Consider the following 25,049-nt stretch of genomic DNA (forward strand, 5'->3'; position numbering starts at 1 on the left):
CGCGGCTGCTGGCGATGATCACCCGCTTGCCACCGGCCAGGCCCACCGGGCCGTTCTCGGTGTACTTGAAGGTGCGGCCGGCCACGGCCACGCGGTCGATCCAGGCCTTCAGCGTGGACGGAATGCTGAAGTTGTACATCGGCGCGCCGATCACCACGATGTCGGCGTCCAGGAACTGCTGCATCACCTGTTCAGCATCGGTCGCCTCGGCAGCATCGGTCTTGGCCAGCGAACTGCTGCGCAGATGCGGTACCGGATTGGCGTCAAGATCGCGATAATCGACCTGCAGGCCATCGATCTGGCCGGTGAAGCGGGCGACCACGGCGGCCGACAGCTGGCGGGACACGGAGTTGTCGCCAAGCACGCTGGCGTCGAGATGCAGAAGCTTCATGGCAGTCACCTATGTTCTGGGAGGAAGGGGCGGGGTGGCCCCGCCGACGGAGAGAACGATAGGTTGTTGCAAAGACGGGATAAAGGTGGTTGAATGCCACGTATTGTTCTAGATATGGAACTCGGGCATGCATGACCTGAATGATCTGTACTACTTCGCGATGGTGGTCGACCACGGCGGATTCGCCGCCGCCGAGCGCGCCTTGGGCATCCCCAAGTCGCGCCTGAGCCGCCGCATCAGCCAGCTGGAAACCGACCTGGGCGTGCGCCTGCTGCAGCGCTCCACGCGCCGTTTCGCCGTCACGGACGTCGGTACCAGCGTACACCGCCACGCGCAGACCATGCTGGCCGAGGCCCAGGCCGCGCGCGAAGTGGTGGACCGCCTCAGCGCGGAACCGCGCGGCGTGGTGCGCGCCAGCGTGCCGGTGTCGCTGGCGCAGATGCAGCTGCCCAAGCTGCTGCCCAAGTTCCTGGAGCAGTACCCGAAGGTGCGCCTGCAGCTGAACATCAGCAACCGCCGTGTGGACATCATCAATGAAGGCTACGACGTGGCCCTGCGCGTGCGTTCGCGCCTGGATGACGACGGCAGCCTGGTGATGCGCAGCTTCGGCCAGGTGCAGGAACTGCTGGTGGCCAGCCCGAAGTACCTGGACCGTGCCGGCCGCCCGAAGGACCCGGAAGAGCTGACCCAGCACGTCACCCTCAGCATCAGCGAAGACGAAGCGCGCCAGCGCTGGGAGCTGCATGGCCCGGAAGGCGAAGTGCGCCGGGTCGACCTGCAGCCGCGCGTGGCTGGCTTCGACTTCCCGCTGCTGCAGAGCATGGTGAAGGACGGCTTCGGCATCACCATGCTGCCGGAAACCGTGTGCGCCGATGCGGTGCGCAATGGCGAGCTGGAGGTGGTGCTTCCGGACTGGTCGCTGCCGCAGGGCGTGTGCCACGCCGTGTTCGCCTCGCGCCGCGGCCTGCTGCCGGCGGTGCGGGTGTTCATCGACTTCCTCGCCGAGCACCTGCCGCCGCAGCTGGAGGCCTCGCGCCTGGATTGCGGTGGTGCCTGTGAAAAGGCCAAGGAGCGGATCAAGGCCAGTGCACTGGGTGCGCTGGCGGTGGACGCGGGCTGAGGCCTGCCCTGGGAGCGCTGGGTGACGCCCGGCGCCACGCCGGTCTTGGGCAAATCGCCCGGCCGTGCGAGAATACGCGCCCGGCCAGCAGGCCGGGCCGATACGGAGAGATGGCCGAGCGGTTTAAGGCACCGGTCTTGAAAACCGGCGAAGGGTTAAACCTTCCGTGGGTTCGAATCCCACTCTCTCCGCCAGAACTCTCAAAAAGCCCCTTGAAACAGGGGCTTTTTTTGTTGCTGTCTGCATCGGCCACGATAAAGGCCACAGTGCCGCAGACTGCCGAGCCTGTCATATTCGCCGGCGCAGGGGCTGGCTAGACTCGGCCGGCACGCATGATGCGTGCACTTCGCCAATTCCGAGGACGATAGTCATGTTGAAGGGATTTAAACCTCTCACCGCAGCTGCGTTGTGCCTGCTTGGCCTCTCTGCCTTCGCCCAGAACGCCGCCGCGGCGCAATGGGTCGACAGCGGCCGCACTGCATACCTCAAGTACAGTTTCTTCGGCAGCTTCGCCGAACATACCTGCAACGCTGGCGCTGCACCGATCCAGGGCTATCCGGGCGGCTGTGCCAATGATGCACCCAGCGGCTGGACGGCCAACTACACCGCCTCCAGTGGACTGGCCAATGAGCAGGTGAATGCTTGCGGGCACAACCCGTTCCAGCTCGGTTCGGCCTGCTATGGCCTGGCGTATGCGATCAACGGGCAGGTCTACGCCGGTGGGCTGCCGGCCGCGTGCAATGTCGGCGCGCGTGCCGTGGTCACCTCCGCCCGCATGGAAACCGTCGAAATCCAGTACGAGGAGCTCGACGTCGACTTCATCGAGTCGGCGCAGGAGTACATCTGCCAGTAAGCCCGCGCAGGACGCCGCCGAGCACGGCGGCGTCCTGCCTGTTACGGCGCCGGCAGCTTCATCAGCCGCGACGATACCCCGCGTTGGGCTTGTTATGGCACAACGGGTAACTGGAGCACGACCGGAATGGCCCATGGGGTCCATTCCGCTCCACAAACACCCCCACCTTGCACACCGGGCATCGTTCCTCGTTGATGGCCGCGCCTGAAATCCCGGTCACTTCCACAGCCCCGTCCTTGACCAGCTCATCCAGGAACGGCGAGTGCTTGCCCTGCAGGGTGAACATCACTACCGAGCGCCGCGCACGCGTCAGCGCCACATAGAACAGCCGCCGTTCTTCGCTCAGCGGGTAGGTATCGCCCTCCGGCATCGCCAGCGACAGCACCGGGTCATCCGAGCGCAGGCTCGGGAAGCTACGGTTCACCATGCCCGGCAGAATCACGTAGTCTGCTTCGCGCCCCTTCGATCGATGTGCGGTCAGGAACTCGACCTCCATCGTGCTGCCAAACGACGTTCTCCACTCCGCAGGCACCGCACTGCGATCGGCCTGATAGCGCCCGAGGACGAAGACCGTTATGCGTCCGTTGCGTCCCCGCGGCACCACACCGGACAACAGTTGCTGATGCAGCCTGGTGAGGTACTGGCGCACACCGTCCTGCACCTCCTCACGCCGGGTCATCTGGAAGGCCTGCAGCACCGGGCCCATCGCTGGCGTAGCCGAACGGACCGCCTTGCCAATCTGCGCCGGATTGCGGCTGATGAAGCGGCTGGACACATCGCACAGTGCCTGCGGGCAGCGGAAAGTCTGCTCCAGTTTCAGCACCTGGCCATGTCCCATCCATTCGTGGAATCCGGTCATCACCGAAACGTCGGCGCCGGCAAAGCGATTGATCGACTGCCAGTCATCGCCCACCGCAAACAGGTGGCGGCCGGGCTGGCTGACTAGTGCACGGCAGAGACGGGCGCGGGCGCGCGAGGCATCCTGGAATTCGTCGGCCAGTACCAGGTCGTAGGGCGACGCATAATGTCCCTGCTCCAGGAGCCCGGCGGCCATGTTGAGCATGTCTTCGAAGTCGATGCCGCGCTCGTCGGCCAACGCGTTGTCCCAGGCCTGGAATACGGGGCCGGCGATTTCCAGGAAGCGGCGATAGCGTTCCTTGAATTGGTCTTCGGGCATCTGCCGCAAGCGCGCAGCCATATCGTCCAGCGTCAGGCAGTTGCTCTTGGCATGGGCAATGAAGGTGCGCATCAAGCCGATCAGGTCCGCATCCGGCATCGGCTTGGCACCCACATCGGGCAGCTCGCGGTCCGGGTTCGGATCGAGCTCGATGTCGGATGCGCCAAGCGTCTCTGCCAGATCATGCAAGGCGTGCCCGCTGCGAAGACCAAACGAGGTGGTCTCGACCAGCGCAGTGCCGCGCGCCACATGCTGTTGCCGCTTCCAGTGCATGCTCTCCGCATAGTGGGCGAAATGCTTTGGCGGCTGGCCATTGGCATCGAGCGCAAAGTGCTCGTGATACAGCGCCGCGTCCGGGTAATAGAAGTTTGGTCGATACTGGTGATGGGTGTCGGTGGCGGTATCAAATTCGTAGCGGCGCTCGTAGTCGTACGCAACGCCGTTGTAGAACAGCCAATCGGCAATGACGCACTCTTCCAGGCTCTTCACCCGCTCGCCCTGCAGAGTGCGGATATACGGCGTGCCGTCGCGGTCGTAGCCATCGGCCATCATCTCGGCGCCGAACGGTGGAAGGTCGCGGCCGAACACCAGCCGGAACATGTCCCACTGGGTGCGGAAGTGGATCGAGCGATCCTTCAGGTCATCCACCAGCTCGGCCAGCTTGTTGAAGCCCTGCGTGGCATCGATGGCCCATTCGGGAATGTCGGGCTTGCGCCCGGTGGCCTTGCCGATGATGGCCAGGCCCAACGCATGGAAGGTCCGCGCCTCGACCACGGTGTCACCCATGCCGAGCCGATCAAAGGAGCGCTGCGCGCGCGCTTCCAGTTCCTTGGCCGCATCTTTGTTGAAGGCGAGCATGACGATCCGCTCTGGTTCGACAAAGCCGCGATCGATGGCATAAGCCGCCTTGGCGACCATCGTGGAGGTCTTGCCAGAGCCGGCCGCGGCCACGACCTGCACGCGGTTGTCGAAGCAGATGACCGCGCGGGCCTGTTCCTCGGTCAGCGGTCTGCTCTCGACCCGGTCCAGGAAGTCCTTGGCCAGGACCAGCTCACGCGTGGCCATGGCGTCGTTCGCTTCGGCCCATACGGCGGGCCAATCCAGATGCCAGTCGTTCAGCGCTTCCAGCGCGGCCAGATGGTGGGTGGAGCGCAGGTCGTCATGCACGCTGGCATCGAGGAACAGGCGCTCCAGCTCATCCGGGGAGAGTGGCAGGGCGGGGCGGTCGGCCAGCAGCGCTTGTTGTTGTTCGTGGGTGATCCAGCGGCGGCTGGCGTGACCGCGATCGGTCAGTGCGTCCGCCGCGCTCAGCCACGCCTGGATCTGCGCCAGCACGTCCTCGAACAGGCCCCTGCGCCCGCGCGTGCTGCGCGCGGACAACACGCCCTGCACAGCCGCTGCAAGTTGGGCTGCTTGCCGATTGGGCAGCCCGCCCACGGACACAGGCCCACCTTCAGTCTGCAGAGCAACCCGGGCCCAGAACAGCCCCGGGACAACCTGCACGTGATGATCGCCATCCACGTGCTGGCGGTATTGCTGGCCGCCAAGGGTCAGCTCGAGGTGTTCGCCATCAAGCCGCAGCCGCCACAGTGGCGAGCGGGTCACACGCTGGCCCCAGCCCGAGGGGCACCATTCCATAGACATCCAGATACTGCCTTGCATGCTTCACCGGGCGTATAGCGCCCTTACAGCCCCATGATAAGGGGCCTTGGTGCCGCATGTGGCGCTCGCGCATCTGTCGCGCTGGCTGATGGTCTGTCACGCGTTCACATCAACGACAATCCGCCCGCGCACCTTGCCCGGAATGATCTTCTCGTACACGTCCAGCACCTCGGCAAGCCCGATCTGCTGCACCGTGCTTTCCAGCTTCTGCGGGTCCAGGTCGATGGCGAGGCGGTCCCATGCGCGCTGGCGCACGTCCTGCGGGGCATTCACCGAGTCCACGCCGGCAAGGGTGACGTTGCGCAGGATGAAGGGCAGCACCGAGCCATGCAGTTCATCGCTCTGCGCCAGCCCGCAGGCGGCCACGGCGCCACGGTACTTGGTCTCTGCAATCGCGTTGACCAGCGTCGGTCCACCGGCAACGTCCACCACGCCCGCCCAGCGTTCCTTGCTGACCGGCCGGTCGCGCGGTTCGGAGAACTGCGCGCGGTCGATGATCTCCGCCGCACCGAGGCTGTGCAGGTACTCGGCATGTTCCGGACGGCCGGTGGCGGCCACCACGCGGTAGCCCAGCCTGGAAAGAATGGCCACGGCAATCGAGCCCACGCCGCCATTGGCGCCAGTTACCAGCACATCGCCCTTTTCCGGAGCTACGCCCGCGTCTTCCAGCGCCAGTACGCACAGCATGGCGGTATAGCCGGCAGTGCCGATGGCCATGGCATCGCGGGTGGTCAGGTTGCCGGGAATCGCGTTCAGCCACTCACCCCGCACGCGGGCGCGCTGGGCGAGGCCGCCGTGGTGGCCCATGCTCAGATCCCAGCCATTGAGCACCACGCGATCACCGGTTTTGAAACCGGCATTGCTGGATTCCAGCACCACGCCCGCCAGGTCGATGCCGGGAATGAGCGGATACGTGCGCATGACCGGGCGCGAATGGGTCAGCGCCAGCGCGTCCTTGTAATTGAGCGTCGAGTATTCAACCTGCACCAGGACGTCGCCATCCATCAGGTTGGCTTCATCGAAATCGACAAGTTCGGTGGAAACTCCATCGTCGGTCTTGCGGGTCAGCAGCGCCTTGAAACTCATGGTGGGGCCTCGCGTTCAGGGGATGGCTCCATGCTAGGCTCGCACCGCTATTGCAACAAGAACGATGGTTTTTCGTAGGTACTATGGTTTTCCGGAGTAGGTATGCGTAGCAGGCGTTGGGACAACAAGAGCGGGTGCGCCGTGGAAGTCACGCTGTCGGTGATGGGCGGCGTGTGGAAGCCGATCATTCTTTTCCACTTGATGACTGGCAAGCGGCGTTTCATGGAATTGACGCGGCGGGTACCCAACGCCACGCAATCCATGCTGACCAGCCAGTTGCGCGAACTGGAGGCCGATGGGGTGGTGATCCGCCACGTCTATGCCGAAGTGCCGCCCAAGGTGGAATACGAACTTTCCGAATTCGGGCGCACGCTGGTGCCGGTGCTGCTGGCCATGCGCGAATGGGGCGAAACCTACCGCGGCTACCAGAGCAGCCAGAATGACAACTGAAACGTGAGGGGTGTTGGCTGCACCCCTCTACTGCACGCGGCGCCAGGGATCAGGCGGGTTGTGCTTTCCGGCCCTGGATGAGGCGGGCCGCCAGCAGGGCCAGGGTGACCACCCCCGACGCGATGGCCAGCCACAGCATCAGCAGGGAATTGTCAGCTTCGCCGACGGCCACGGCCACCGAGGGATCTTCGGCGTTGTAGCGGATATCAATTTCTTCTGCTTCGTCGGTCGCGCGCATCTGATTGCCAAGATCGTTGGAGACCGCGATCTTCTCCACGCGTGATTGCCCGTCTTCGGTTTCGAACTCGACGTTCAGAACAAAGTTGCTTTTTCTTCCTCTCTTTTCGTCCCAATGCACCTCGGTGACGAGGCCTACCGCATCGCGTCCTTCAATGCCGTCAGTGAGGGCGTGGCGGTGATGGTCGTTGTAGGCGGTCACCGAAAGTGCGACGGCCACGCCAGCGGCAACAAGAATATTGCGCCAGGAAGTGAATTCCATGATGAGCTCCTGCTCCATTTGAAGTTCGCGACTATAAACATCGTGTCGCAGCATTCGCATCGAAATGGGGTTGATCGCACATTCCGTTGTGATCCATTTGCGCGCTCGAATGTGCCCCGAAGCCCTTGCGTGAAAGCGTTTACGGCGTGTATCCGGCACGGGCGGCCGTGTTGAAGCTGAAGTTGCAGGGCGGGCGTATTGCGACTTTCTGCGCGATCGCCATAGCCAGTGTGTCGCATTCGGCTCGGTGTGATCGTTGGATAGCTCGCGCTGACGTGCACGAGGCGTCGGCGAAGCGCGTCAGTCGGTGGGCGATTCGCCATCCTGTGACGCAACCAGCGTAGGCACGTGTCAGCGCGGAGTTTTCCTACTTTTCATCGACGCGGGAGTGCGCCAATCATCGCCGCGCCAAGGCACTCGCCCTGGCCGGGATTGGCGTCCCGAACTTACGTAGTACACGGCGTCGTGCTTGCATCTAATGTTGCGGTCACGACAATGCACCCTCTGCCAGTTCATGGCGGACGGTGCGTGGGGGTTCTAGGACCCGCCGGCTTTCGTACTACGTATCCGGCACGCCAACCCGCACCGTCCGCCACCTTGCATCTGCAGGTGGCCACACCGTGAGGTTGTCGCCATGCCTGACCGTACTCCCGACGTTCCCCGCCTGCGCCAGCTGCTCGGCGCCGCCGCGCGTGATCTTCCCGCCGCCCTGGCCGAAACGCTTGAAGCGGCACTCTGCGAATCCGCGGAGTCTGTCGCGCCGTCGGCGTTCTTCGCGCACTTGAAAGGCCACGGTGAGAATCTGCGAGCCGATGGCCAGCCCTGGACCGAAACCCGGCTCAGCCCTGGCCGCGCCTTCGATCTGGCCCTGGCCACCCGCAGTGCCTCGGGCATCACCGCGCTGACCGCCATGCTGCACGCCGCGCATGTGGCGCGGGAGAGTGATGATCCCGCCTGCTGCCCGTCCGCAGCGCTGGTCGAAGGCCTGTTCAACGCCTGCCAGGTGCTGTCGCTGCAGGTGGAGCGCTGCCTGGTTCCGTGATGGCGCAGGCTGCGCGGGGCTTTGCTGCAGCCTCACGCGGTCTTTGCAACTCGGCGGGCAGGCATTGCTAAGTTCGCTTGGCATCCATCACAGGAACCTGCAATGACCCGGACGTCCACGCGTGTACTGCTCGGCCTCTGCCTGATTCCGGCCGCGGCCTTTGCCCAATCCGACCGCCAGGTAGCCGAAGACATGGTCACCCGCGCGGCCAATGTCTGTCCTGGCCACAGCAGCGAGCGCACCACGCCGACAGTGAAGAAGGTGCCGGTCGGTGCACTGCGCGTCATGCTCGACCGTGGGCTGGTGATGTGCCCGGACCGCCGGCTGGATGCTTCTGCGCCCGCGGTGTTCTACGGCCGTGTGGGTGTGTTCGGCTGGAATCCGGAAGTGCCGGCCGCTGCGACGGTGGTCGTGGCGAAGATCGACCAGATGACCCGCAAGGATGAGTACCCGGTGGAGACGCTGGTGTGGGATGCCAAGGGCACCGCGCTTACCCAGCAGACGGTGCCGGCGTTCGAGCCGCGGCCGGGTGCGGCGGTGCTGTACAAGGTGCGCTGACTGCCGCGCGCTACCCGCTGGATGCCCACTTTGGTGGGCGCTCTGGCGCTCGCGCGTGGTGACGGAGCCGTGCCCACCACGGTGGGCACCTACCAGAGCGATGCGACCTGGCATCCGCCAATGCCGCACGATCAGGCGCTGACCCCGTACCGAGGCGTTACTTCGCCGGGGCGTCTGCCGTCTGCGCGGCCACCATGGCCTGCTGCATTTCCTTCAGCGACAGATAACCATCGCCATCAGTATCCAGCCCCGCGAAATACTTTTCGATTTCCGGCACCACGGCGGCTTCCTTCCTGCTGATCTTCCCGTCTTTGTCGGCATCCATTTCCTTGAACGCGGCGTCGATGGAGTCGGCCTGCTTGCCGAAGCGTGCCTGTTGGTACTTCGCGTACTCGGCCTTGTCGATGCGCCCATCGCCGTTGCTGTCCATGACGGCGAAGCTGGAATCGATATAGGCCTGCTTCGGGTCGCCACTGGCGGCGTGGCCGATCAGCGGTGCGGCACACAGGGTGATGAAGAGTAGCGTCTTGTTCATGCGGTCGGTTCCTTCGGAATGCAGGGCAGGTCAGCGGCAGGGATAGCTGTAGCCATCCGAGCCACGGTAGGTGTCGTTGCGGCGGTCGTAGTTGCCGTAGCGGTTCATGCAGTAGTCGGCACGTTCGCGGGTCTCGCGCTCGCGCTTGGCAGCAGCAGCGATTACGCCGGCAACTACCGCTGCGCCCACAACGCCCACCACCACGCGCTTGGCCTTGTCGTCATCGCGCCGTTCGCGCTCCCGTTCGCGCTCGCGGCGCTCCCATTCGTCGCGCTGGCGGTCGTGATAGCCCCGGTCCCAGCCGGAGCGATAGCCATCGCGGTCCTGTGCATGGGCGTCGCCCGCGTATGGAATCAGCACCAGCAGCTGCAGTGCGGCCCCCAGCAGCAACGCCGTACGCCCTGTATTCTGAAACATCGTTCCGCTCCTGTGCGGCTGTGTCGGTCGTATCAGTACAGCGCGCGGACATTGCGCGAACCTGTAGTCGTTCCTGTGGAATGCGCGTTGTTCAGCGCACCAGCGCCTCCACCGGGTCCAGCTGCGCCGCGCGGCGGGCCGGCAGGAAGCCGAAACCAATGCCGATCAGGCTGCTGCAGGCAAACGCGGCCAGGATCGAGGCGCTCGAGAACACCAGCGAGAAGCCGATGTCGGCCAGTGCCAGCACGGCCCCCAGCGCCAGCGCCACGCTGATACCCAGCACGCCACCGAGCAGGCAGACCAGTACCGACTCGATCAGGAACTGCTGCAGGATATCGCTGCGGCGCGCGCCCACCGCCATGCGCACGCCGATCTCGCGGGTGCGTTCGGTCACCGACACCAGCATGATGTTCATCACCCCGATGCCGCCAACTACCAACGCGATGGCGGCAATGGAGCTGATCATCAGCGTGAGGATGCGGGTGGTCTGCTCGATCGACGTGCGGATCTGCGCATTGTTGCTCATGTAGAAGTCGCGCCGCCCATGCCGGCGCTCCAGCAGCCGGCCGATGGCGGCCTCCGCCGCCTGCATGCCGACGGTGTCGGACACGCGCACGGTAATGCTGGACACATGGCTCTGCCCCAGCATGCGCGCCATGGCGGTGGTGTAGGGCACCCAGACCTGCAGCAGCGAGGCATCGCCGACGGCGCCGGCCTCCTTCTTCACCACGCCCACCACCCGCACCGGAACGTTGCCCAGCAGCAGGGTCTGGCCGATCGGGTCTTCCTGCGCGGCGAAGAACCGCGCCCGCGTATTGGCGTCGATCACCACCACCTGCTGGTAGCCGGCGATGGCGGGCTGGGCAAAGAAGCGGCCCTGCCCGAGCTTCAGGCCGTGCACGCGGAAATACTGCTCACTCACGCCCTGCATCTGCACGTTGGCCGAGCGGTTGCCGCGCTGGGCGGTGCCACTGCTGGCGACGCCGGGCGTGGCGCTGTCCACGAACGGTTGCGCGGCCAGTGCCGTGCTGTCGCCGGGTGTCAGGGTTTCCACCTGTGCGGCGTGCACATCGCCGAAGCCGGAGCCCGGGTAGACCTCGATGGTGGTGGTGCCCAACGAGGCGATGTTGGACAGGATGGCCTGGCGTGCGCCAGTGCCCAGGGCGACCACCGACACCACCGAGGCAATACCGATGATGATGCCGAGCATGGTCAGGAAGGTACGCATGCGGTGCGCGTTCATCGCGCGTAGGGCCATGCGGAAGGCTTCGCTGAAGCGGTCGCGCAGGGCTTGCCAGCCGCTGCCTTGGCCGCGCACCTGCAGGGTGGCTGGGTTGCTCGAGGCCGCCGCTGTCGCGGCAGCGGTAGGGTGATCATCGACGATGCGCCCGTCGCGGATCTCGATGATGCGTTGCGCATGCTCGGCCACCGCCATGTCATGGGTGACCAGCACCACGGTGTGGCCTTCGGCATGCAGTTCGCCGAGGATCTTCATCACCTCCTTGCCGGACTGGGTGTCCAGTGCGCCGGTGGGCTCATCGGCGAAGATCACCGCGCCGCCGTTCATCAATGCGCGCGCGATCGATACGCGCTGCTGCTGCCCGCCGGACAGCTCGCCGGGCAGGTGCTGCATGCGTTCGCCCAGGCCCAGCCGCTGCAACAGCGCCTGCGCGCGGGCATGGCGGTCGGCGCTGGGTTGGCCGGCATAGATGGCCGGCACTTCCACATTGCCCAGCGCGGTCAGGTCGGTCAGCAGGTGGTAGCGCTGGAAGATGAAGCCGAAGTGCTCGCGACGCAGTTCGGCCAGTTCGTCCGGCGACATCTGCGCGGTCTCGCGACCGGCAATCTGATACGCGCCGGCCGAGGGCCGGTCCAGGCAGCCCAGGATGTTCATCAGGGTGGACTTGCCCGAGCCGGACTGGCCGACGATGGCCACCAGTTCACCGGCACGGATATCCAGATCAATGCCATCGAGCACGACCAGGGTCTGTTCGCCAGCGGCGAATTCACGGCGGATGCCGCGCACGCGCAGCAGCGGTGCGTCGTTCTCTGCGTCCGTCATGGCTGTGCGGCGGGTGTGGCGGCGGCATCGCCGGCCTGGGCCAGGACCACCTGCTCGCCTTCCTGCAGGCCACTGCGCACTTCCACGTTGATCTGGTCGTCCAGCCCGGTGGTGATGCGCCGCGGGGCAGGGTGGCCATCCGCGCCGCGTACCTGCACGTTGTAACTGCCATCGGTGGCGCGCGCCCCCAGCGCGGCCGAGGGAATGGTCAGCACGCCCTTGGCACGCCCCAGTACGATGCGCACCTGCGCGGTCATGTAGCTGCGCAGGCGGCCGTCGGCGTTGTCCACGTCGAACTGGCCGTTGTAGTACATGGCGGTGCGGCTGGCGCCCGCCGAAGCCCCTGCCGGACTGAAGCCGGAGGTGTCTTCGTTGGTGATCGACTCCGGTGCCGGCGCGATGTCGCGCAGCGTGCTGCTGTAGCGTCGGCCGTTGTCGCCCAGGATGGTGAAGAATGCCTCCTGTCCCAGCGCGGTGTGCACCACGTCGGCTTCGGAGATCTCGGCGTAGACGGTCATCACGTCCTGGTTGCCGAGCATCACGATGGTCGGTGCGCTCTGTACCGCATTGACGGTCTGGCCCTGGCGCGCGACCACGGCCAGCACGGTGCCATCGGTGGGCGCGGTGATGCGGGTGTAGCCCAGGTTGGTCTGTGCCACATCCACATCGGTCTGCCGCTGCACCACCTCGCCATCGAGTGCGGCGATCTGCTCCCGCGTGGCATCGACCTTGGCCTTGGCCGCATCGTAGTCGGCGCGTGCGACCAGTTGCCTTGACACCAGTGCCTGCTGGCGTTGAAGCGTCAGCTGGTACTGGCGCAGATCGGTGGCGAGGGCATCGCGGTTCGCGCGGGCGCTGCGCTGGGCGGCCTGCGCGCTCTGCAGCGCATTGCGCTGGGTGCGCGAGTCGATTTCGGCGATGAGGTCACCGGCCTTTACCTTGTCGCCCAGCTCTACATGCAGGGTTTCGATGCGGCCGGAGACCTGCGCGCCCACGCTCACCAGCCGCGAGGGCTTCAGCGTGCCGGTGGCTTCCACCACCTGTTCGATGTTGCCACGGGTGACCGGCGCCACCTCCAGGTGCGGCGGCGGTGCGGGCCGCAGCCAGGCAAACAGGAGCAGCGCGGTGCAGAGCAGTACGGCGGCAATGATGAGCACGCGGCGACGCTTGCGCGGTACGGCGCTCATCGGCTCAGCATCCAGAAAATACAGGGCATCTTGGGTCCTCGCGACAGATGGGATGCACGCCGGCGGGCGTGGATGGTCGTCGAGTCTCGATGCGCTGGATTGCGTGAACCTTGCGGTGGTGCTGGCCTATCCGTGCACCGTGCCGAGTGCGAGCAGGGTTACCGCGATGAACTGCAGCACGCTGCCGAGCGCCAGCAGGACGTGGCGCAGGCGTTGCGACACGCGGCGCAGGCTGCAGAGCTGGCACATCGCGCCGGCCAGAAGCCAGGCTGACGTGATGAGCGGCCTCGGACCTGTGGCACTGATCGCGAAGACCGGCAAGGTAACGGCCAGCATCATGCCGGCGGCACGCGCGTCCAGCGCCCGGGGGATCGAGGGAACAGGTCGGGATGCTGCCTCGCGCCACACCGCCAGCATATGCAGCCCCGCATGCGGGGTGACGAACAGTACGATGGCGGCGGCTGTTCCCAGCGCCTGGCGGAATGTTGCAGCCACCAGTGCCATGCCCGGCAACAGCAGGAAAAGTGCGCCGGCCAGGCGTATCAGGGCGTCCACCCGCTCCGGTTCGGCAGGTATCCGCAGCCAGTGCGTCCAGTGCTTCCCTCCACGCTTGCGCCACGTTCGCGCGCGATGATTCCACGCTGCCGCGGTCAGACTGGACGTACAGCCGGGGGGCGGAGTACGCGTGGTAGACGAAGGGGGATGCGCTCCCTGTGTCACATGCAGGCTTCCTGTCAGACCCGGACGCGGCATCATGAGCAATGCCACGCCTGCAGATGCTGTGCGGCGGACATTGCCGCAACCTTGCGCATCGGCCCTGGTCGCCACGCGTGGACAGCGGGCAGTCAGACCCACAGGCGGGGTGCGCTCAGCGCTCCGGTGGCGGCTCGCTGCTGACGCCCGGATGCAGCGGGAACTCGACCCGGATCAATGCGCCGCCGCTGGGTGCATCCAGAATCGTGACGCGGCCGCCATGCCGGTCGATCACCTGCCGCACCAGATTCAATCCCAGCCCGGCGCCCGTCTGCCGTGGGCGCAGGCGCTGGAAGGGCTCGAACACGCGCTCGCGCTGGTCGACCGGAATGCCGGGGCCGTCGTCCTCCACTTCCAGGCAGCTGCCCTGCACGCGCACGATGATATGGCGCCCGCCATGCTCGGCCGCATTCAATACCAGATTGGAAAGCACGCGCTCTACCGCGCCGGCCTCGCCCAGCACCGGGAAGTTCGGTTCCACCGCGACGGCGACCGTCTTGTCGGACTGGATCAACAGCGGCGCCAGATCGGCCACGACCCGCTTGGCCACGCGGGCCAGGTTGAGCGAGTCCTTCGGTCCATCTTCTTCCATGCGGTGCAGGTCCAGCAGTTGCTCGGCCAGCGTCGCCAGCCGCGCGACTTCCACGGCCAGGCTGCGGGACGTGGCGTCGTCGGTCGCATCGATCTTGACCCGCAGGATCGCGATCGGCGTACGCAGCTCATGGGCGGCGGCGGCGATGAAGCGACGCTGCCGCTCGTGTCCCTCGTCCAGGCGGTCCAGCGCTTCGTTCACCGCCGTCACCAGTGGAGCAATCTCCACTGGTACGGCGGTCTCGGTCAGGCGGATGCCGCGACGGCTGGCGGAGATGTTGCGGGCCTCCTGTGCGATGCGTTCCACACCGGCCAGGGCGCGACGGACGATGATCGGGGTCAGGATGAGGGTAACCACGCCCAGCAGCAGGAAGATCGGCAGGGTGATGATGTGTGCGGCCAGCGCCATCTGCCAGGTCAGCGAATCGGTTTCGCCATGGGCCATGATGGTCAGCTTGCCGGCCGGGCCACTGTGCTGGCGTATCGCCACCGCAAGGCCATCGCTGCGGTCGCGGCCGCGGAGGTCGCCATAGGGAATGCCGTCGAGGGCGCCCACCAGCGATGCGTAGGCAGGTGGAACATGGCCGAAGGTCACATGGTGGCCATGTTCATCCTCGGCGATGAACCACGCACCGGGGACGATCTTCAGCAGCTCGGACAGCTCAGGCGTGTGCTCCACATACAGTTCGCCTGTGCTGTCGCGGTGAACGGCCTCTGCGGCCACCGGGGCAAAGGTCTGGATGGTGTAGTAGCCGCCGCTGTCGGCACGCACCAGTACCATCAGCAACGCAAAGAACGCCACCAGCAACGCAAGCAGCTGGTAGATCAGCGTTTTGACGATCAGCGGGCGCTTCAGGGAGGTGCGTCGCGCCATTACTTCGTTTCCCGCATCAGATAGCCGACACCGCGGATGGCATGGATTTCCACCCCGGCATCGGCGTCGGCCAGCTTGCGCCGCAGGCGTGAGACATGCGAGTCGAGCGTGTTGGAATGGATGCCGTCGTCGAAGCCGTACACCGCCATTTCGATGGACTCGCGCAGCACGGTGCGGCCCAGCCGGCGGGCGAGGGCGGCCAGCACCCGGATCTCGCGGCGCGGAAGCTCCAGTCGCTGCCCACCTACCGTGGCCTCGCCCGAGGCGGGGTCGAACAGCAGCCGGCCGATGCTCACCGGGTCTACCTGCATGCCGCCCGGCCGGCGCCCGGCTGCCCGGATCCGCGCGAACAGTTCCTCCAGCGCGAAGGGCTTGGCCAGATAGTCATCGGCTCCCTCATCCAGGCCGGCGATGCGGTCCGGCAACTGTCCCAGCGCGCTGAGCACGATGATCGGTACCCCGGGGTTGTGCCCGCGCAGCACCGGAATCAGGCCCAGCCCGTCGCCATCGGGCAGGGTGCGATCCAGCAGTACCAGATCGTGCGACCCGGAAAGCGCCGCTTCGCGGGCCAGTGCCAGCGTGTTGGCCAGGTCCACCACGTAGCGCTCGCGCTGCAGGGCGGACTTCAGGGTGGCAGCCAGTTCGGCTTCGTCTTCGATCAGCAGGATGTGCATCGGCGGGAATCGGACGGGAAGGGGCGCGGGGGACTTCGGCAGGCGCCGGCACCGTATTACAGGAACATTGCGTGAACATGGCGTGCCAACGCAGGGTGAACCCCGCAGCGGTGCGGCCATCTGGCGCAAGGTTGGCGCAATCCGGGCACTCCAGCCTTGGCGCCCGTCTGCTGATCCCCAACCCTGGAGTGCCCATGAAGTTGTTCGTTCCGCTGTTGTTCGTTGCCGCGCTGGCCGGCTGTACCACCGCCAGGATGACCGTCACCCCCGATGGTCGCCGTGGCGTGTCCATCGACTGCAGCGGCTCCAGTTCCTGGAGTGGCTGCTACGAGAAGGCCGGGCAGATGTGCCCGGGGGGCTATGTGGTCTTCAGCAAGGATGGCGATGAAGGAAACGCCATCGCGGTGGGCAACAAGAACGGTTTCACTTCCACCCAGATGGTCACCCGCTCGATGCTGGTGTCCTGCTCGCACTGACGCTGGCAGGGGAGGTGGGTTGCCACTTCCCCCGCTGCTCCCTGCAGCACGGCCTCAGAAGCTGTAGGCCGCCTGCACATACACCCGCCGCGGTTCACCCGGGAAGTGCCCGTTGCGCTCGATGAAGCCGCTGGCGGCGTACACCTTGTCGAACAGGTTCTTGACGTTGGCCTGGAACTGCCACTGCTTCCACGTGGTCTTCCAGCTCACATCGAACACGGTGTAGGCCTTCACCGTCTGTCCGTCGAGGCTGACACGTTCTCCGACATGATCCACGCCGAAGCCGATCGCTGAGTTGATCGAGGGCAGGTCATAGCGCGTCCACAGCCCTACTTTGTTGCGTGGAGCGTTGGCGAAGCGGTCGCCCGAGGCATTGGTAATGCCGCCTGGACCGGCATCCTTCACCCGCGCGTCGTTGTAGGCATAGGTCAGATTCAGTACCCAGCGCTCGGTGATGTCGGCCAGCAGGTCCAGTTCCATGCCGGTGCTGCGCACCAGGCCCAGCGCCGCAAGCTGGTTCACCCCGCCGATCACCTCGCCGGTGGCCTGCACGATGTTGCTGCGGTCGATGCGGTAGGCCGCCATGTTCAAGGTCACGCGGTTGGCCAGCAGGGATTTCAGGCCCACCTCCCACTGCCTGCTGCGCTCGGCGTCGAACGGGCCGCCTGCGGCCGGGTTCTGGTTGGCCGCGCTCTGCGGCACGAAGCCACTGGCCACGTTGGCGTACACGTTCAGCCCCTCGCGCACGCTGAAGGTGCTGCCCAGCCGCCAGCTGAGGTCGTTGCCTTCCACGCCGCCGCCACCCAGTCGGTCCTCATCCCTGAAGCCATCCCAGCGCAGCCCGGCCAGCACGTGCCAGCGCGGGCCCAGGGCCAGCTCATCCTGCAGATAGCCGCCGTAGCGCTTGCTGCGCGTGGAGGTGCTGCGCCAGGGCAGGGTGGCCAGGTTGTAGTCATGCCAGGTGCTGGCGCCATAGGCCGGGTTGAACAGATCGATGCCGCGCACCGGGCCGGCGCCGCGTGCCAGGTCGGCGCTGTTGGCGGTCTGCGCGGTGAAGTCGGCGTCGAGCTGGTACACATCGGCGCCGAACAACACCTTGTGTTCAATGCGTCCGGTGTTGATCCGCCAGACCGCATTCGCGCTGGCGGTGAACGCCTCGTTGTCGCGGATCTGGTTGCGCAGCTGGCGCGTCATCCACTCGGCCACGCCATCGCGGTCACGGTCGATCAGCCCCATCGGCTCGTGGTACATCTGGTGCTCGTTGTTGCTGAACCAGCGTGCGGCAACGTCCACGTCAAGAGTGTCGCGCGGCGCGAAACGGTACTGCACCAACGCCACCTTGGCGCGCATGTCGAGGAAGTCGCTGGCCTCGTTGTGGTTCCAGCGGCGGTCGGTCAGGAAGGTCCCGGCATCGTTCACCGGTACACCGCGCAGGCGGTTGCCGCCCAGATTCTGGGTGATGTCGGTGAACTGCAGCACCAGTTCGCCGGTCTGGCCGACATCGAAGGCCAGCGACGCATCGCCGATCACGCTTTCGCTGTCGGCGTTCCAGCGCACGCCTTGTTCGCTGTCGGCATACAGGCCTGCGCGATAGCGAACGCTGCCGGTGGCATTCAACGGTCCGGTGCCTTCGATCGAGCCCGCACGGAAATCCTTGTCGCCCACCTGCAGCTCGATGCGGCGCTCGGCACGGGCCTTCGGCTTGCGCGTCACATAGTTGATGACGCCGCCGGCATCGCCGCCGCCGTACAGCGCACCGGCAGGGCCCTTCAATACCTCCACGCGCTCGATGTTGAACAGCTGCGGTACCGAGAAACCTGCATAGGGATCGCCACGCAGGCCGTCGTACAGCACGTTTTCCTGGCGGAAGCCGCGCAGGGTCACGCCGGCATAGCTGAAGAAGCTGATGCCACTGATGCTGCGGTACAGGTCGGTCACCTGGCGCGCGGCCTGGTCGTCGATCAGCTCGCGCGGGATCACCTGGATCGACTGCGGGACGAGTTCCAGCGGGGTGTCGGTACGAGTACCAACGGCCGCATCGGTGGCGCGGTAGAGGGTCTGCGCACGGCCGCGGACTTCGACCCTGTCCAGGTCCCTGGGTGCGTCTACCGGGGTCTCGTCGGCCAGCGCGGGGAAGGTCAGGGAAAGGCCCAGCGCAAGGCACAGGGTGCGCGACAGAGGAGTGGAAAGGGGCATGAGGGCGAAGTGGGGTGGCTACAAATGAGAAAGAGTAGCATTTGCAATACTTCGTGACCTATCCCCCGAATGCGCTATGGACGCAGCGCCGGGTCTGTATATGGCGTGCCTGCCAGGGCCACCAGCACCCCGGTGGCACCACGCACGATCAGCTGCAGCATGGCCTCGCGTGGGTCTTCACCGCGCCGCTGGCTGGCCAGGCCCTTTTCGTAGGCCGCCACCATCGACGCCATCAACATGCCCGCGCCCAGCCTCGCCTCGGCATCGCTGGCGGGCCGGCCGGCAGCATCGGCCATCAGCTGCGCCAGGTCGTCGCTCAGTTGCGCCTGCAGCCTGCGCGCGTGCGCGACAAGCACGGGACTGGCGGCCACGGTCGCCCAGAACGCCGCTGCGCCGGCGTTGATCCGCAGCAGCGGATGACCGCTGTCCAGCAGTTGCCGTACCAGCGACTGGAAGGCGCTCAGCGGGGCCATGTCGTTGCGGGCCAGCATGCCCTCGCGCAGCAATGCGCGCGCTTCCTCGTCGCGGTCGAAGACCAGGTCTTCCTTGCTGGCGAAGTAGTTGAAGACCGTCTTGCGCGAGACCCCGGCGGCCTCGGCGATCTCGGACATCGACACCGCCTCGAAGCCGCGCCGGATGATCAGCTCGGTGGCGACGTCTGAAATCGCTTGTCGGGTCTCGGCCTTGCGCTGCTCGCGGCGGCCCGGGGGTGGGGTCATCGGAGGTTCACTTGTAGAAACGTACACCGAGTGTAACATTCTGATGGCCAGAGCGCCGGCCCGGTGCTCACGAGGAAGTCCCAATGCTGTACGACGTCGTCATCGCCGGTGCGGGCCCGGTTGGCCTGTTCCTGTCCTGCGAACTGGCCCAGGCGGGCTGTTCGGTACGGGTGCTGGAACAGGCCGAGTCCGCCGAAACCCCCTTGAAGCGCCTGCCATTTGGCCTGCGCGGCTTGAACGCCCCCACCCTGGAGGCGTTGGATCGCCGCGGCCTGCTGGATGCGGTTGCCGCGACCCAGGTGCTGAAGCCAGGCAAGGGCGCGCCCCCGCCCGGCACGGCGCACTGGCTGGCGCAGCCACGGCCGTTGGGCGGCCACTTCGCCGGCATTCCGTTCGCGCTGGACAACGTGGACAGCGGGCGCTGGAACTGGCGGCTGCCCACGCCGGTCGGCACGCAGATGGCGATCGAGCTGCAGGCGCTGGAAGCGGTATTGACCGAGCGCGCAGTCGGGCTGGGCGTGCACATTGATCGCGGCTGCGTGGTACAGGCGGTGCAGGTGGTGGAGGATCAGGTCGCTGTGCAGACGACCGCACACGGCACCGTCCACGGCCGTTGGCTGGTCGGCTGCGATGGCGCCCGCAGCACGGTGCGCAAGCAATCGGGTTTCAGCTTCGAAGGAACCGATCCGGAGTTCACCGGCCACTCCCTGCTCGTCGAACTGGAAGATCCTTCGGTGCTCACGCCGGGCCGCCAGTACACCGCGCACGGCATGTGCAATTTCAACCCGCCCGGCGTGCTGGCGCTGGCTGATTTCGACGGCGGCGCTGGCCATCGCACGCCGCTTGACCTGCCGTCGGCGCAAGCGCTGCTGCGGCGCGTGTCCGGTCGCAATGCAACGATCACCGCGCTGCACCTGGCCACCACCTGGACCGACGCCGCGCGCCAGGCCAGCGCCTACCGCAACGGTCGCGTGCTGCTGGCCGGTGATGCCGCACACATGCATTCACCGTTGGGTGGGCAGGGGTTGAACCTGGGCATCGGCGATGCAATGAACCTGGGCTGGAAGCTGGCGGCCGTGGTCCGTGGCGATGCCGGAGAGGCCTTGCTGGACAGCTATCAGGCCGAGCGGCATCCGATCGGCGCGAAGGTGCTGGGCTGGTCGCGTGCGCAGGTCGCGCTGATGCGGCCGGGCGCCGGTTCACGTGCGCTGGCGGCCGTCATCGCCGATCTGGCCGACACCCGCGATGGCGCGACCTATCTGGCCGAGCGGGTCTGGGGCATCGGGCAGCGGCTGGATCTGGGCGAAGGGCATCCGCTGGTTGGCCGCAGTGCGCCTGACTTCCAGTGGGACGATGGCCGTCGCATGGGCGAGCAGCTGCGCGCCGGTGGCGGCGTGCTGCTGGTGTTCGACACCGATTCGGCGCTGTGCGAGGCCATTGACCGCGATTGGCATCGCCTAAGCTGCATCGCTTCGCCGGTGCACGACACACTGGGTCTGGGCGCAGTGCTGGTCCGGCCCGATGGCATCGTGGCCTGGGCCTGCGATGCCGGCGGCGATGCGACCGGGCTGGCCGAGGCAGTGCAGCGCGGGTTCGGTGCGCGGGTGCCGGCCTGATCAGTGCGGTTGCGGCGCAGCCGGCGAGGGCTGCGCCGACGGTGTTCAGAGTTCCTTTTTCTTGCCGCTCAGGTCCAGCGGCTTGTCGCTGCCCTTGCGCTCGCTCGACCAGACCTCCATGCCCTTGTTGCAGCGGCTTTCGCGAGCGGCGACGTCGGGCGGCAGGTCCTTGAGGTGCGGTGATTCCTGACAGGCCGGGTGCATCGCGTTGTCGTCATAGCGCGCAATCTACCCAAGCGCACTTGTTATGGTGTAACAAGTGCGCGATAGTCGGCGGTGGCTCGGCGCAGAAACCGCTACACCCGTACCGGCACTGGCGAACGTTGTCGCCCCGTCTCGGTCATCACCGCGGCCAGCTGCTTGAGCGAATAGGGCTTGCGCAGCAGGGTGAAGCCATGCCCCGGGTCGCGTGCCAGCAGTTCGCTGTAGCCGCTGGTCAGGATGATCGGCAGATCCGGAAACTGGCTGCGGACGTTACGCGCCAGGTCCAGCCCGTTGGTGCCGGGCATGACCACGTCGCTGAACATCACGTGGAAGCGCGCAGCGTCCTGTTCCAGCGCCGCCAGCGCTTCGTCCGCGTTGCGTGCCAGCACCACGTTGTAGTCAAGCTCGCGCAGTGCACCCACCGCGAACTCGGCCACATCGACGTTGTCTTCCACCACAAGCACGCACAGTCCGTGACCGTGGACCAGGCCCGGCTGCGGCTGCGCACGGACGATGCTGGCGCCCTCCTGTGCCAACGGAAGGTAGAGCGTGAAGCGCGTGCCGACACCCGCCTCGCTTTTCACATCCACCTCGCCTTCCGACTGCTTTACGAAGCCGAACACCTGGCTGAGCCCGAGGCCGGTGCCGGCGCCCACGCCCTTGGTGGTGAAGAACGGTTCGAAAATGCGATCGACGATCGCCGGATCGATGCCTGCACCGCTGTCGGTCACGCTGATGGCGGCGAACGCGCCCTTCATCGGCGCGGCGAAGCGGATCGATGGCACCGCGGTGACCTGTTCAACATCGATCATCACGCTGCCCTGGCCGTCGATCGCATCGCGTGCATTGACCGCGATGTTGATCAGGGCGGTGTCCAGCTGCGTGCGGTCCAGCAGTACCGGCAGCGGTGTGCCGGGCAGGTTCGCCGACATCGTGATGCGCGCACCGAGCACGGTGCTGATGATGTCCGACAGAGCCTGCACGCTCTCGCAGAGATCGAAGACTTCCGGTGACAGGCTCTGGCGGCGCGAGAATGCCAGCAGCTGCGCGGTGAGCCGGGTTGCCCGGTCCGAGGCGCTGCCGATGGCCTGGACGTAACGCAGGCGCGGATCGTCGCCAGGCCAGGTATGCAGCAGCATGTCCACCGAGCCGGTGATGACCTGCAGCAGGTTGTTGAAATCGTGGGCGACGCCGCCGGTGAGCTGGCCGATGGCCTCCAGCTTCTGCGACTGCCGCAGTTGCTCGCGTGCGCGTACCAGCTCCAGGTGCGCCTCGCGTGCCTGTTCGGTGATGGCGGCAACCTGGCGGCTGTGCATGTCGCGCTCGATCACCCGCTCGGTCTGTTCACTGACCACGCAGAAGATGCCGACCACCGCGCCGCTGCCCATGCGCAGCGGTGAATAGGAGAACGTCCAGAACGTTTCCCGCAGCGTACCGTCGCGGTCCATCATCAGTGGCAGGTTGTTGAAGCTGCGATGGGTGCCGGCAAACGCATCATCAATGGCCTGCGACACGTCCTGCCAGACGTCTGCCCAGACGGTCTGCAGGCGGTTGCCCATCGCGCCGTGCAGCTTGTCACCCAGCATCGGCAGATAGGCGTCGTTGAAGAAGAACGCTTTTTCTTCATGGCCCCACGCGATCCACAGCGGCTCGGGAGAGTCGAGGATCATCGCCAGCAGGGTGCGCAGTTCGGGAGGCGCACTCGCGGCGGCGGCGGAACGGGCCCAATCGCTGTCCTGCAGCAGCCGGTAGGCCAGCTGGTCGGGTGCGGACACGGAGAGGGGAAAAGGATGCATGGCCGTCGACGCGGAAAGGTGCGGCAGCATAGCCGAGTGCATGTCAGCGCGTCCTGCACAGGCACGCGCGGCATCGGCACATCACATGCTCATACACCCAGCAGCGTGGGGAGCTGCCAATCGGCCACCCGTGCATGGCTGACCTGCTGGTGGCAACCGCAGCGTTCGCAGCGGAACAGGGCGCCCCCCGGCAGCTGCAGCAGGCTGTGTTCGCTGGCCGAAGTGGTTTCGGCGCAGTGCCGGCAGGTGATGGTCAGCGCAGTAATGCGCTCGACGCCACCGGACAGGTTGAACACTGCCTCGAAGGCGCGGATGACGGGGTGGATCGAGTCGGGCATGGACATCTCGGCAGGGGCGCATGGCGCATCGTTGCCCAAAGGCAGTGACGGCGTAGTCAGCTGTGTGCATGCAGCGGGTCAAGCGGACGCGGCTGTTGCGGCGCCTCTCCCTGGTCGCCGCGATGGTCGGTGCGCCGCATCAGGCGACGCAGATCAGCAGCAGGCTGCACAGCACCAGCATCAGCACGAATACGCGCCGGCTCAGTGCCAGGCAGGCCAGGCACGCCGCCAGGGCCCACGCCGCCAGCAGAGTGCAGGCCAGCAGCCAAATGCCGATCACCAGCAGCGAGCCGCTCGCCAGCGCCGACAGGGCGATGGCCTTGAACAACCCCAGCGCCAGCACGCTGCCGAGCACGCCCGCCTGCAGGGCGATGGCATCGTGGCGGGTGGGGCGGGAGTGGGGGAGCATGGCCGTTCCGGTGCGGGAGACAACAGGGCGTTGTCCACACTCTGTCGAAAACGATATCCACGCAATGTGTTCATGGCGAGGGCTCGGACGTGCCCCCTGTTCATCGATAGCGCTTGTTGCCCCCCGAGGTGATGCAGTACTGCCCCCCGCGAGGGCCAGTACAGTTGTAGCGTGCCGAGCAGGGGCAGCTGTACGCACTGGACGAGGATGCGCGGGGCGCCGCCCTGGCGGGCGCAAGGCGCGCTCCGGCAGCGGCTGGCAGCGCGTGCGCGTTGCCGACGGACGGGGCTGATCGATTCCAGCAGCCTGCGCCACTGCACAGCAGACTGGCAGAGATCCAGTGCCCTGAATGACGGTCCGTATCGATGTTTGCCCACCCGCGATCGATCCGGTTGACGATGACGGCCGTACCGCGGCTGACCGTTTCACTGACGGTGCCTTCCGGTTGCAGGCGAACCAACGCGCTGGCCGTGTCCACATAACGGATATCACGCCCGGCCGACTGCGCGGGCGCCACAGCCAGCAGTTGGAGGATGAGCGCCAGCGCGAGCGCGAGCGATCCTGTGATCCGGGTGCTGTTCCGGGTCAGAAGGCTCGGGCCTTCCGTGATGGTGGTGCGATCCATGCAATTCCCTCTGCGTGCAGCTGCGCTGCGTCACCTGACGTGTTCAATCGCACAGAACTATCGGTGACTCCGCATGGGCGGGCAACTACCTGACGGTGGAATTCGCAATTTTCCTACGCGTCGGCCGGCTTCCGCCGGATTGCATCCCGTGCGTCCGGTGCTGCACAGCGGCCCGCCAGGCGCTCAGTCGAACTCACCCTCGACCGATTCCAGTCGTTTCCGGTACGCCGCGCGATGCTGGTAAAGGCGCTGGCATTCGCTCGACCGGTAGATGCGGCTTGCCGGTTCGTTGGCGACCGAGTCGCACATCCGCGCAATGTGGTTGCTGGCCGCCAGTTCGGTGACGAAGAACACCGCCGTGATGCCGGTGCCCAGCAGCACGACGTACAGCAGGCGGCTGAGCCAGCGCGTGCGCTTGCGCTCGAAGTGCTGCTGGAGGGTCAGGTCGAAGCGGATGATGCTGAGCACGATCCAGATGAGGGCGACCAGGAAGCACAGCGTCGGCAGCAGCCCGCGCCAGAGGCCGGCCTCGTACACCGATTCGCTGTAATGGACCGCAGCTCCGGCACCGGCAATGGCAATCGCCAGTGCCCAGTTGCGGCCGAGCGAGAGCAGGTCATCGAGCAGTTTTTCGCGGTTCCTGGTCGGTGCGGCTGCCACGTGGGTTCCTTGTGCCTGCTGTGATCGGGAGCGGATTGCCGCCGATCACGCAGATGGTGGAGCATCGCTGCCGCGATGA

General features: G+C 66.2%; 26 protein-coding genes and 1 tRNA gene. 8 read left to right on the forward strand and 19 right to left on the reverse strand.

Annotated features, from left to right (window positions below; genetic code table 11):
- Positions 1–391 (reverse strand): NAD(P)H-dependent oxidoreductase (locus O0J73_RS08700; RefSeq protein WP_308308497.1); only part of this gene is annotated, 391 nt, incomplete at its 3' end.
- Between the two features lie 127 nt (positions 392–518).
- On the opposite strand from O0J73_RS08700, the gene O0J73_RS08705 reads away from it, so the two are divergent.
- The 3 genes from O0J73_RS08705 (at position 519) to O0J73_RS08715 (ending at position 2,364) form a co-directional block, all read left to right on the forward strand.
- Positions 519–1,511, forward strand: coding sequence for a LysR family transcriptional regulator (locus O0J73_RS08705; RefSeq protein ID WP_005410175.1), 993 nt, complete (start codon positions 519–521; stop codon positions 1,509–1,511).
- Positions 1,512–1,615: 104 nt separating this feature from the next.
- Positions 1,616–1,705: transfer RNA gene (locus O0J73_RS08710), tRNA-Ser, on the forward strand.
- Between the two features lie 176 nt (positions 1,706–1,881).
- A complete protein-coding gene (locus tag O0J73_RS08715) occupies positions 1,882–2,364 on the forward strand; it encodes a hypothetical protein (RefSeq protein WP_308308498.1) in 483 nt (160 codons plus the stop codon).
- A 61-nt stretch (positions 2,365–2,425) separates the two neighbouring features.
- Here the strand turns inward: O0J73_RS08715 and O0J73_RS08720 are convergent, their stop codons facing one another.
- Both O0J73_RS08720 and O0J73_RS08725 read right to left on the reverse strand, forming a co-directional pair.
- Positions 2,426–5,179: a UvrD-helicase domain-containing protein gene (locus tag O0J73_RS08720; protein WP_308308520.1), complete on the reverse strand. Its 2,754-nt coding sequence runs from the start codon at positions 5,177–5,179 to the stop codon at positions 2,426–2,428.
- 120 nt (positions 5,180–5,299) lie between these two features.
- The gene (locus tag O0J73_RS08725; RefSeq protein WP_308308499.1) at positions 5,300–6,289 is read right to left on the reverse strand and encodes an MDR family oxidoreductase; all 990 of its coding nucleotides are present in this window, start codon (positions 6,287–6,289) and stop codon (positions 5,300–5,302) included.
- A 102-nt stretch (positions 6,290–6,391) separates the two neighbouring features.
- Between O0J73_RS08725 and O0J73_RS08730 the strand changes: the two genes are divergently transcribed.
- Positions 6,392–6,739: a helix-turn-helix domain-containing protein gene (locus O0J73_RS08730; RefSeq protein ID WP_308308500.1), complete on the forward strand. Its 348-nt coding sequence runs from the start codon at positions 6,392–6,394 to the stop codon at positions 6,737–6,739.
- 49 nt (positions 6,740–6,788) lie between these two features.
- On the opposite strand, the gene O0J73_RS08735 is transcribed toward O0J73_RS08730, so the two are convergent.
- Complete coding sequence (locus O0J73_RS08735) at positions 6,789–7,238, reverse strand: DUF3592 domain-containing protein (RefSeq protein ID WP_308308501.1); 450 nt, start codon at positions 7,236–7,238, stop codon at positions 6,789–6,791.
- Between the two features lie 634 nt (positions 7,239–7,872).
- Between O0J73_RS08735 and O0J73_RS08740 the strand changes: the two genes are divergently transcribed.
- Positions 7,873–8,280, forward strand: a complete 408-nt coding sequence (locus tag O0J73_RS08740; protein WP_308308502.1) for a hypothetical protein — start codon at positions 7,873–7,875, stop codon at positions 8,278–8,280.
- Positions 8,281–8,382: 102 nt separating this feature from the next.
- Positions 8,383–8,838, forward strand: coding sequence for a hypothetical protein (locus O0J73_RS08745; protein WP_006452250.1), 456 nt, complete (start codon positions 8,383–8,385; stop codon positions 8,836–8,838).
- Positions 8,839–8,995: 157 nt separating this feature from the next.
- On the opposite strand, the gene O0J73_RS08750 is transcribed toward O0J73_RS08745, so the two are convergent.
- From O0J73_RS08750 to O0J73_RS08780, 7 genes are all read right to left on the reverse strand, one after another.
- Positions 8,996–9,373: an EF-hand domain-containing protein gene (locus O0J73_RS08750; RefSeq protein ID WP_308308503.1), complete on the reverse strand. Its 378-nt coding sequence runs from the start codon at positions 9,371–9,373 to the stop codon at positions 8,996–8,998.
- Between the two features lie 30 nt (positions 9,374–9,403).
- On the reverse strand, positions 9,404–9,790 hold the full coding sequence (locus O0J73_RS08755; protein WP_308308504.1) for a hypothetical protein: 387 nt from the start codon (positions 9,788–9,790) through the stop codon (positions 9,404–9,406).
- Between the two features lie 91 nt (positions 9,791–9,881).
- Positions 9,882–11,852 (reverse strand): MacB family efflux pump subunit, encoded by a 1,971-nt coding sequence (locus tag O0J73_RS08760; protein ID WP_308308505.1) that lies wholly within the window; start codon positions 11,850–11,852, stop codon positions 9,882–9,884.
- Positions 11,849–13,039: an efflux RND transporter periplasmic adaptor subunit gene (locus O0J73_RS08765; protein ID WP_308308506.1), complete on the reverse strand. Its 1,191-nt coding sequence runs from the start codon at positions 13,037–13,039 to the stop codon at positions 11,849–11,851. Before O0J73_RS08765 ends, O0J73_RS08760 begins: the two co-directional genes overlap by 4 nt.
- Before the next feature lie 126 nt (positions 13,040–13,165).
- Positions 13,166–13,594 carry a hypothetical protein gene (locus O0J73_RS08770; protein ID WP_308308507.1) on the reverse strand — a complete coding sequence of 143 codons (429 nt, stop codon included), beginning with the start codon at positions 13,592–13,594 and terminating at the stop codon, positions 13,166–13,168.
- 313 nt (positions 13,595–13,907) lie between these two features.
- On the reverse strand, positions 13,908–15,257 hold the full coding sequence (locus tag O0J73_RS08775; protein ID WP_197563672.1) for a HAMP domain-containing sensor histidine kinase: 1,350 nt from the start codon (positions 15,255–15,257) through the stop codon (positions 13,908–13,910).
- Positions 15,257–15,931: a response regulator transcription factor gene (locus O0J73_RS08780; protein ID WP_197563670.1), complete on the reverse strand. Its 675-nt coding sequence runs from the start codon at positions 15,929–15,931 to the stop codon at positions 15,257–15,259. The genes O0J73_RS08775 and O0J73_RS08780 overlap by 1 nt, the downstream gene beginning before the upstream one ends.
- A gap of 194 nt (positions 15,932–16,125) precedes the next feature.
- Between O0J73_RS08780 and O0J73_RS08785 the strand changes: the two genes are divergently transcribed.
- Positions 16,126–16,407 (forward strand): hypothetical protein, encoded by a 282-nt coding sequence (locus tag O0J73_RS08785; RefSeq protein ID WP_049458663.1) that lies wholly within the window; start codon positions 16,126–16,128, stop codon positions 16,405–16,407.
- Positions 16,408–16,461: 54 nt separating this feature from the next.
- Here the strand turns inward: O0J73_RS08785 and O0J73_RS08790 are convergent, their stop codons facing one another.
- Together O0J73_RS08790 and O0J73_RS08795 are read right to left on the reverse strand one after the other, a co-directional pair.
- Complete coding sequence (locus tag O0J73_RS08790; RefSeq protein ID WP_308308508.1) at positions 16,462–18,603, reverse strand: TonB-dependent receptor; 2,142 nt, start codon at positions 18,601–18,603, stop codon at positions 16,462–16,464.
- Between the two features lie 74 nt (positions 18,604–18,677).
- Positions 18,678–19,322, reverse strand: a complete 645-nt coding sequence (locus tag O0J73_RS08795) for a TetR/AcrR family transcriptional regulator (RefSeq protein ID WP_308308509.1) — start codon at positions 19,320–19,322, stop codon at positions 18,678–18,680.
- Between the two features lie 83 nt (positions 19,323–19,405).
- Between O0J73_RS08795 and O0J73_RS08800 the strand changes: the two genes are divergently transcribed.
- Positions 19,406–20,938: an FAD-dependent monooxygenase gene (locus O0J73_RS08800; RefSeq protein WP_308308510.1), complete on the forward strand. Its 1,533-nt coding sequence runs from the start codon at positions 19,406–19,408 to the stop codon at positions 20,936–20,938.
- Positions 20,939–20,983: 45 nt separating this feature from the next.
- Here O0J73_RS08800 and O0J73_RS08805 read toward each other — a convergent pair whose 3' ends face one another.
- From O0J73_RS08805 to O0J73_RS08830, 6 genes are all read right to left on the reverse strand, one after another.
- Positions 20,984–21,142 carry a hypothetical protein gene (locus O0J73_RS08805; protein ID WP_006452195.1) on the reverse strand — a complete coding sequence of 53 codons (159 nt, stop codon included), beginning with the start codon at positions 21,140–21,142 and terminating at the stop codon, positions 20,984–20,986.
- A 92-nt stretch (positions 21,143–21,234) separates the two neighbouring features.
- Positions 21,235–22,938: an ATP-binding protein gene (locus O0J73_RS08810; RefSeq protein WP_197563662.1), complete on the reverse strand. Its 1,704-nt coding sequence runs from the start codon at positions 22,936–22,938 to the stop codon at positions 21,235–21,237.
- Between the two features lie 89 nt (positions 22,939–23,027).
- Positions 23,028–23,276 carry a hypothetical protein gene (locus tag O0J73_RS08815; protein WP_049458780.1) on the reverse strand — a complete coding sequence of 83 codons (249 nt, stop codon included), beginning with the start codon at positions 23,274–23,276 and terminating at the stop codon, positions 23,028–23,030.
- Positions 23,277–23,415: 139 nt separating this feature from the next.
- On the reverse strand, positions 23,416–23,685 hold the full coding sequence (locus O0J73_RS08820) for a hypothetical protein (RefSeq protein ID WP_049458653.1): 270 nt from the start codon (positions 23,683–23,685) through the stop codon (positions 23,416–23,418).
- Positions 23,686–23,785: 100 nt separating this feature from the next.
- Complete coding sequence (locus tag O0J73_RS08825; RefSeq protein WP_308308511.1) at positions 23,786–24,310, reverse strand: hypothetical protein; 525 nt, start codon at positions 24,308–24,310, stop codon at positions 23,786–23,788.
- 183 nt (positions 24,311–24,493) lie between these two features.
- Positions 24,494–24,970, reverse strand: a complete 477-nt coding sequence (locus tag O0J73_RS08830) for a hypothetical protein (RefSeq protein WP_308308512.1) — start codon at positions 24,968–24,970, stop codon at positions 24,494–24,496.
- Positions 24,971–25,049 lie beyond the last annotated feature (79 nt).

Origin of the sequence: Stenotrophomonas sp. Sm6012, assembly GCF_030985895.1 — a bacterium.
Taxonomy (GTDB): Bacteria; Pseudomonadota; Gammaproteobacteria; order Xanthomonadales; family Xanthomonadaceae; genus Stenotrophomonas; species Stenotrophomonas forensis.